Source organism: Rhodoferax sp. (assembly GCF_030646845.1).
Classification (GTDB): Bacteria; Pseudomonadota; Gammaproteobacteria; order Burkholderiales; family Burkholderiaceae_C; genus Rhodoferax.
Genome location: NZ_JAUSLE010000064.1, coordinates 1 through 8,023 on the forward strand (window position 1 = coordinate 1; position 8,023 = coordinate 8,023).

8 protein-coding genes are annotated in these 8,023 nt (G+C 60.7%); 6 read left to right on the forward strand and 2 right to left on the reverse strand.

The genetic code is table 11. The features are described 5' to 3' along the window. The 6 genes from mfd to Q7T10_RS16035 all read left to right on the forward strand — a co-directional run. Window positions 1–2,068 (forward strand): transcription-repair coupling factor (gene mfd / locus Q7T10_RS16010; RefSeq protein WP_304750257.1); only part of this gene is annotated, 2,068 nt, incomplete at its 5' end. 66 nt (window positions 2,069–2,134) lie between these two features. After that, a complete protein-coding gene (locus tag Q7T10_RS16015; protein WP_304750259.1) occupies window positions 2,135–2,473 on the forward strand; it encodes an antitoxin in 339 nt (112 codons plus the stop codon). Beyond that, on the forward strand, window positions 2,470–2,892 hold the full coding sequence (locus tag Q7T10_RS16020) for a type II toxin-antitoxin system VapC family toxin (RefSeq protein ID WP_304750260.1): 423 nt from the start codon (window positions 2,470–2,472) through the stop codon (window positions 2,890–2,892). The genes Q7T10_RS16015 and Q7T10_RS16020 overlap by 4 nt, the downstream gene beginning before the upstream one ends. 77 nt (window positions 2,893–2,969) lie before the next feature. Beyond that, on the forward strand, window positions 2,970–3,680 hold the full coding sequence (serB, locus tag Q7T10_RS16025; RefSeq protein WP_304750262.1) for a phosphoserine phosphatase SerB: 711 nt from the start codon (window positions 2,970–2,972) through the stop codon (window positions 3,678–3,680). Window positions 3,681–3,698: 18 nt separating this feature from the next. Next, complete coding sequence (locus Q7T10_RS16030; RefSeq protein ID WP_304750264.1) at window positions 3,699–4,265, forward strand: redoxin family protein; 567 nt, start codon at window positions 3,699–3,701, stop codon at window positions 4,263–4,265. 28 nt (window positions 4,266–4,293) lie between these two features. Further along, on the forward strand, window positions 4,294–5,559 hold the full coding sequence (locus Q7T10_RS16035) for an NADH:flavin oxidoreductase/NADH oxidase family protein (protein WP_304750266.1): 1,266 nt from the start codon (window positions 4,294–4,296) through the stop codon (window positions 5,557–5,559). A 218-nt stretch (window positions 5,560–5,777) separates the two neighbouring features. Here the strand turns inward: Q7T10_RS16035 and Q7T10_RS16040 are convergent, their stop codons facing one another. Both Q7T10_RS16040 and Q7T10_RS16045 read right to left on the reverse strand, forming a co-directional pair. Then, entirely contained in the window at window positions 5,778–6,725 is a 948-nt protein-coding gene (locus Q7T10_RS16040) for a CBASS cGAMP-activated phospholipase (protein WP_304750267.1), read from the reverse strand. 185 nt (window positions 6,726–6,910) lie between these two features. Next, entirely contained in the window at window positions 6,911–7,675 is a 765-nt protein-coding gene (locus Q7T10_RS16045; RefSeq protein ID WP_304750269.1) for a transposase, read from the reverse strand. Window positions 7,676–8,023 lie beyond the last annotated feature (348 nt).

Sequence of the window (8,023 nt, forward strand, 5' to 3'; positions counted from 1 at the left end):
GCTCAACGTGGGCGACCCGGTGGTGCACAGCGCCCATGGCATTGGCCGCTACCGGGGCCTGGTCAACCTGGACCTGGGCGAAAAAAATGCCGACGGCACGCCGCTGTTGCAGGAATTTTTGCACCTCGAATACGCCGACAAGGCCACGCTCTACGTGCCGGTCAGCCAGTTGCATTTAATCAGCCGCTACACCGGCGTGAGCGCCGAGGAAGCGCCGCTGCACCGCCTGGGCAGCGGCCGGTGGGAGAAAGCCAAGCGCAAGGCCGCCGAGCAAATCCGCGACTCTGCCGCCGAGCTGCTCAACATCTACGCCAGGCGCGCCCTGCGCGAAGGCCACGCCTTCCGCTATTCGCCGGGCGACTATGAAACCTTTGCCAACGACTTCGGCTTTGACGAAACCGCCGACCAGCTGGCCGCCATTCATGCTGTGATCCAGGACATGATCAGCCCGCGCCCCATGGACCGGCTGGTCTGCGGCGACGTAGGCTTTGGCAAAACAGAGGTCGCCCTGCGCGCCGCCTTCATCGCCATCACCGGCGGCAAGCAGGTCGCCCTGCTGGCGCCCACCACGCTGCTGGCCGAGCAACATTACCAGACGCTGGTGGACCGCTTTGCCAAATGGCCAGTCAAGGTGGCCGAAATGAGTCGCTTCCGCTCGGGCAAGGAAATCACCGCCGCCATCAAGGGCCTGGCCGACGGCACGGTCGACATCGTGGTCGGCACCCACAAGCTGCTGAGCAAGGACGTGCATTTCGACCGCCTGGGCCTGCTCATCATCGACGAGGAGCACCGCTTTGGCGTGCGCCACAAAGAGGCCATGAAAGCCATGCGCGCCGAAGTCGACGTGCTCACGCTGACGGCCACGCCGATTCCGCGCACGCTGGGCATGGCGCTGGAAGGTTTGAGGGATTTAAGCGTGATTGCCACCGCACCACAAAGGCGCCTCGCCATCAAGACCTTTGTGCGCAGCGAAAGCAACGGCGTGATCCGCGAAGCCGTGCTGCGCGAATTGAAGCGCGGCGGCCAGGTGTACTTTTTGCACAACGAAGTCGAAACCATTGAAAACCGGCGCCAAAAGCTCGAAGAACTGCTGCCTGAAGCCCGCATAGCCGTGGCCCACGGCCAGATGCCCGAGCGCGAACTGGAACGCGTGATGAAGGACTTTGTGGCCCAGCGCTACAACCTGCTGCTGTGCTCCACCATCATCGAGACCGGCATTGACGTGCCGACCGCCAACACCATTGTCATGAGCCGGGCCGACAAGTTTGGCCTGGCGCAGCTGCACCAGTTGCGCGGCCGCGTGGGCCGCAGCCACCACCAGGCCTATGCCTACCTGATGGTGCCCGACCTGGAAGGCCTGACCAAACAGGCCCAGCAACGTCTTGACGCCATCCAGCAGATGGAAGAACTGGGCAGTGGTTTTTATCTGGCGATGCATGACCTGGAAATTCGCGGTGCCGGCGAGGTACTGGGCGAGAACCAGAGCGGCAACATGCTCGAAGTCGGCTTTCAGCTCTACAACGAGATGCTGTCGGAAGCGGTGCGCTGCCTGAAGGCCGGCATTGAGCCCGATCTGCTCAGCCCGCTCAACGTCACCACCGACATCAACCTGCACGCCCCCGCCCTGCTGCCCGACGATTACTGCGGCGACGTGCATTTGCGTCTGAGTTTTTACAAGAAACTGGCCACGGCCAAGAACACCGACCAGATCGATGCGCTGCTGGAGGAAATCGTGGACCGCTTCGGCAAACTGCCCGCCCAGGCGCAGACGCTGATCGACGTGCACCGCCTGCGCGTGATCGCCAAGCCCTACGGTGTGGTGAAGGTCGATGCGGCACCGGGCGTGATCACCATCACCTTCAAGAAAAACCCGCCGATTGAGCCCATGAAGATCATCGAGATGATCCAGAAAAACAAGCACATCAAATTGGCGGGCAACGAGAAGTTGCGCATCGAGCGCGCCCTGCCCGAAGTCAAAGACCGGGCGCAGATGGTGCGCGATGTGCTGCGCAATCTGGGGCAGCCGATCACCCCGCCAGCGCAAACGACGGAAGCAGCCGCTGCCTGATCAATACTTTAGCATATGCCTAGGCATATGCTAAGCTTGCAGCACTTACGAACCCGGAGGTACAAGATGACTACCGCCCCTCAAAATGCTTCCGAAAAGATAGCGCCTTACGTAGAAGATACAAGGGCTAGAGCCGTAAAGCTCTTCAGGAATGGCGCCAATCAGGCAGTCCGCATCCCCAAAGAGTTTGAGCTGCCCGGCACCCAGGCATTGATGCACCGCGAGGGCAACCGGCTTATTTTGGAGCTGGTGCCAGACAAACCCAAGAAAGGCACGGTGGCCGCGCTGGCTTTTGCCTTGGACGAAATTGCCAAACTAGGCCCCTGTGAGGATGAATTTCCAGACATTGGCGACGAAGGACTGCTTCCTCTGGATGACATTGATTTTGGTGACGATGCGCCATGACAACAGGCATCACCTTCCTGCTGGACACCAACATCATCAGCGCCCTGATGAAAGACCGCTCCGGCACTGATACTGCGCGTGTGCTCGAATGGGGACGGCGTACGCCCGACTGCACACTGGTCACTAGCGTGGTTGTGCAATACGAACTTCTCTTTGGCCTGGCGAGACACGGGTCCCCGCGCCTGCAGGCCGCGTTTGACATCCAAATGCAAAGCCTGGTGGTGCTCCCTCTGGATGAAGCCGTGGGTCCACATTACGCCAAACTGCGATCCCACCTGGAACAAGCCGGTACCCCCATCGGGGCCAACGACACGCTCATCGCCGCCCATGCAATGTCACTTGGCGCCACCTTGGTCACCGCAGACGCAGAATTCACCCGCGTGCCCGGCCTGCGGGTTGAGAACTGGTTGAGCCAATGAAATTTATAAGAAATAGGCCTCTAGCCCACGTCCTGATTGCGTAAGCAGCTATCAAACTCATAGTAAATCATCTTTCCATGCAAGCTACTGAAATATCCCCCGGCCTCGTCATCCAGGGCGTCACGCCCCCGCTGAATCTGCGCGACTTCAAACTGATCGCCTTCGACATGGACTCCACGCTCATCAACATCGAGTGCGTGGATGAAATCGCCGATGCGGTCGGGCGCAAGGCGGAAGTCGCGGCCATCACCGAAGCCTCCATGCGTGGCGAGATTGCCGACTTCAAGGAGAGCCTGCGCCAGCGCGTGGCCCTGCTCAAGGGCGTGAGCGTGGACAGCATGGAAGCGGTTTACAGGGAGCGCCTGCAGCTCAACCCCGGTGCGGCAGACCTCATAGCAGCCTGCAAGAAGGCCGGCATGAAAGTGCTGCTGGTCTCGGGCGGCTTCACGTTTTTTGCCGATCGCGTGCGCGACCGCCTGGGCATCGACTTCGCCCGCTCCAACGTGCTGGAGGTACAGGACGGCGTGCTCACCGGTCGCATGGTGGACCAGCCCTGGGGCGACATCTGCGACGGCGAAGAAAAGCGCAAGATGCTGCTGGAAACTTGCAAACAGTTGGGCATCAGCCCGAAGCAGGCCATCGCCACGGGCGACGGTGCCAATGACCTGCCCATGATGGGCGAAGCCGGCCTGTCCGTGGCCTACCACGCCAAGCCCAAAGTGCGCGCGCAGGCGATGGTGGCCATCAACAGCGGCGGGTTGGACCGGCTGCTGGACGTGCTCAAATGAACCGCAGCATGTCCTGTCATGAACGTCGATAAACTTCGCCGCTGGCCCGGCCGCTGGCTGGCGCAACTGCGCCAAAACTGGAAATCGCACCTTGGCACACTGCTGATGTTCCTGCTGCTGTATGCCGGCATTCACGCCTGGCAAACCCGCAGCGTGCCCAGCGGGGTCGCCCCGACTTTCAGTGCGCCTGCCGCTGGCCCCCAGGCCGGCAGCGGCACCATTGACTTTGCCAGCTGGCGCGCGTCCCATCCCGGCCAGGCCGTGGCCCTGCATTTCTGGGCCGACTGGTGCCCCATCTGCCGCACCGAAGAAAACAGCGTCAGCCGCATCAGCCGCGACTGGCCAGTGCTCAGCGTGGCGATGCAGTCGGGCGATGCGGCGCGCGTGCAGGGCGTGCTGACGCGGCGCCAGCTTGACTGGCACACCGCCATCGACGTCGATGGACAGATTGCCAAACGCTTCGGCCTGGCCTCGGTCCCGGCTTTGGTGGTGGTCGACTCGCACGACCAGATCCGCTTCGCCGAGGTGGGTTACACCAGCGAAATCGGCATGCGACTGCGGCTATGGTGGGCGCAGACTTTCTGAGCCCAGTTTGATCTTTCAAGGTACATCGATGACACCCCAAGCCGTACTGAACCAGCCGCTCACCCTGCCCCATGGCACGGTGATCAAGAACCGTCTGCTCAAGTCGGCCATGTCGGAGGCGCTGGGCGACCGCGACGGCGCCCCCACGCCCGAGCACACACGCCTGTACCAGGCCTGGGCCGATGGTGGCATTGGCTTGTGCATTACCGGCAATGTGATGATTGACCGCGGTGCGCTGGGCGAGCCGGGCAACGTGGTGATTGAAGACGATCGCCACATGGCGGCACTGCAGGCCTGGGCCAAGGCGGCCACCAGCCACGGCACGCAATGCTGGGTGGAACTCAACCACCCCGGCAAACAGGCCCCCAAAGGGCTCAACAAGGAAACCGTCGCGCCATCTGCAGTGCCGTTTCGCGCCGACATGAAAGCCTTCTTTGCCACGCCCCGCGAGTTGAAGCCGGCCGAGGTGCGCGCGCTGATCCAGCGCTATGGCAAGGCTGCCGGCATCGTGCAGCAAGCGGGCTTCTCGGGTGTGCAAATCCACGGCGCCCACGGCTACCTGGTCAGCCAGTTCTTGTCGCCCCACCACAACTGCCGCACTGACGACTGGGGCGGCACCCCGGCCAAGCGCCGCCGCTTTGTGCTGGAGGTCTATCGCGCCATGCGCAAGGCCGTCGGCCCGGACTTCCCCATAGGCATCAAGCTCAACTCAGCCGACTTCCAGCGCGGTGGCTTTACTGAAGAAGAGTCCCTGGACACCATTCGCGCACTGGCCGACGCCAGCATCGACCTGATCGAAATCTCCGGCGGCACCTATGAAGCACCGGCCATGACGGGCGTGAAGATCAACAAGGAACCGGTCAAGGAAAGCACCCGCCAGCGCGAGGCCTACTTTCTGGAGTTCGCCGAAAAGGCCAGAGCGGCCGTGAAGACCCCGCTGGTAGTCACCGGCGGTTTTCGCACCGCCCGGGGCATGGCCGAGGCGATTCAATCGGGTGCTGTGGACATGGTGGGCCTGGCGCGCATGCTGGCCATTGAGCCGGACGCGCCCAAGCGGCTGCTGGCAGGCAAGAAACCTGTGCACCAGATCAAGCCCATCACCACCGGCATCAAGGCCATCGACAAGCTGGGCCTGCTGGAGATCAGCTGGTACACCGGGCAGCTCAAACGCATTGGCCGTGGGGAAGCACCCAAGCCCAACGAGTCGGGCCTGTGGGTGTTTGCCAAACAGGCCTGGCACATGGCGCTGGCCGGCAGGACGAAACGCCCGCCCACGAAACTGCGCGCCAGCTGATTGGGGCGGCAGCCCCTGCGCGGCGGGCTGGACATGACTGCAGATCGCAAACCAGTGCGCGGCTCTATGGCGGTGGAAGGGACTGGATGAGCAACCCGCTTAAGGCTGGAAGCCGACCTTCAGATTTCCGGATACCTGTCATTCAAACGTTCAACTTGAGGGGCTGCGAACAAGGGCGCGCAGCGCAGCGCTTGTGAGCAGTCTCCTCTAAGTTGTTGTTAGCTGCGCACACGACCTGGCGCGAAAAACATTCTTTCAACGCTGTCGAAGCGTTCCAACGCATCGCGCGCACCCAAAGCGATTAAGTCGTCAATGCGAGAGGAATCGTCAAGAGGGATTTGGTCGCCCGTCGTGCTTGTAACGCGGATGCAGTGATCCTCGCCCAACAGGAACTGCGTTGTGCCCCATGTGCCAGCCTGTTGTGCACTGCCAACCAATGCCGCTAGATCCCTGCCAAAATCCCAGTCAAGGACAATACTCCCCTGCGTCTGCGCTTGGCCGATCGTGAACGGCTTGTAGGTGGTACCAACGCTCAAGAGCTTCAAATCTTCCAAGCGTTTGCCGTATGACCTGACAGCTTCAGCTACGCCAACCAAGGCCGGGCAGTTTGCCCAGATACCGCCATCCATAAAGACTTGCTCCTCGCCATCTTTGCCCAGTGGAAGCGGAACGGCGGAAAAGTAAGTTGGTGCCGCCGAGGTGGCCAAAGCGACCATATAGGCTTTAAAGCGTTGGTGATCTGGACGAGTTGTCTTAAACAGGTGAGGTCCATCCCGGCTGGCGTTGTAAGAGACGATTACTAAGGGGCATTTTGAATGACCGAATGGCTCGTCGCTCAATTCCGACTTGAGCGCATTGAGAAGTTGTTCCTGGTCGTGTTTCGTTCCGACAAATAGCTGTTTGGCCGTCTGAACAAAGCTTGTGAGCCAACCAGTGCGTGGAAAGATATCCTCTCCCCTTTGCTTGTAGAACTCGACAAGTCTGGCTGGAGCGACACCTAGCCCGAGCCCGATCGCGATAATCCCACCTGTGGAAGTCCCCACGATGAGATCGAAATGATCCACGAGGGGAGCCCCAACCTTAGATTCAAGTGCCGCAAGGGCAGAAGCTGTGTAGGCACCTCTCACTCCACCCCCATCCAAACTGAGAATTCTGAAGATACTCATCGGTCGCCTCCTGTCTGGTTTCAAGCCGCTAACGAGGTTGTAAAAAAAACCGATTCCCACGCGCGCAGCTGTGGCGTTGCACCTTGCGCGGAACGATTGTCGGAATTTGGGCGTTCATGCCCACAGTGTGCCGCAATTCAGTCCGCTGCGCGTCCGATTGCGGTTCAAGGCCCTTTACAGCCTCCCTATCGGGCCATCCTCTGCCCCAGGTCCGTCTTTGCTAACTTCTCGATGTTGTGCACCATGCCGTACAGGTTCCACTGCGTGTTGACCTTGGTGCGACTTCTGTGGTTCAAGCGGGTCAAGCGCTTGTTGTGCCGGATGTTGCCAAACATCGGCTCCACCGTGCCAATGCGCTGGCTGTAGAGCTGCCTGCCCCTGGAGGAATCGATTGCCTGGCGCATGCGTTCGCTGGGGTTGGCTGGGTCTTTGGGCTTAGGTTCAAAGCGGGTGACCTGACGGCCCCGCCCATCATTGGGTTTGAGCGGACCTTTGAGGCACTGGCGGCTGAGTTCGCATGCATCGCAGTCCACCGCTTTGGCTGTGTACGTCTGGTAGTGCAAGCCCCTGGCACTGGTGTAGATGCTGCCCGAACTGGTCATCAACTTACTTGCAGGACAGGTGGCGGTGTTGTCGTCGTTGAACTCAAAGTCCTTGGGGCCAAAGCGCTTGACTTCTTTGGGCTGCCCTGTCGCTGTCTTCCCGGACAGCGGGTCGGGTTTGTCTTTGTATTTGGCTTGCTCCGCAAAGCGCTCGTCGCGGCTGCGCATCTGGTTGTCGGCAATCAGCGCGGGGATGTTGTGGTCTTTGAGATGCTGGATGTTGGCATCGCTGTGGTAGCCCGCGTCCGCTGTGATGAGGGTGTGGTCTTCCCGGTAGGGTTGGCTTTGCGCAATCATGGGCAAGAGCATGGCCTGCTCAGAACCTGAACCAATGACGTCGGCCGCCACAATGACTGGTGGCTGCTGTCCACCGCAGCCTGTGCCGCATAGCCCTGGATGACGCCTTTGCTGGTGGCCATCTTGGCGCTATCAGGGTCGGTGACGTTGACTTTAAGTTCCTGGCCTTTGCGGTTCTGGCGTTTGCTGCTGCTTGCCAGAAACTCCCGGGTGCGTGCTGTCTCTTTGCGCAGGGCCTCTAGCGCAGGACTACCCGCGTGGATCTATGACGGGATACAAACCTGCCAGCAGGTCCAATGGGTCGATGTCTTTGGGTGGCCGAAACTGTGGACTGATGAGATGCAAGTAGCGTCCGGTGGTAGCAATGTGGGTGTGGCCCAAGAGCTTTTGGATGGTGTA

Coding starts and splice junctions, on each gene's coding strand:
- Q7T10_RS16015 (WP_304750259.1), top strand. CDS start 2,135: ATGACTACCGCCCCTCAAAATGCTTCCGAAAAGATAGCGCCTTACGTA.
- Q7T10_RS16020 (WP_304750260.1), top strand. CDS start 2,470: ATGACAACAGGCATCACCTTCCTGCTGGACACCAACATCATCAGCGCC.
- serB (WP_304750262.1), top strand. CDS start 2,970: ATGCAAGCTACTGAAATATCCCCCGGCCTCGTCATCCAGGGCGTCACG.
- Q7T10_RS16030 (WP_304750264.1), top strand. CDS start 3,699: ATGAACGTCGATAAACTTCGCCGCTGGCCCGGCCGCTGGCTGGCGCAA.
- Q7T10_RS16035 (WP_304750266.1), top strand. CDS start 4,294: ATGACACCCCAAGCCGTACTGAACCAGCCGCTCACCCTGCCCCATGGC.
- Q7T10_RS16040 (WP_304750267.1), bottom strand. CDS start 6,725: ATGAGTATCTTCAGAATTCTCAGTTTGGATGGGGGTGGAGTGAGAGGT.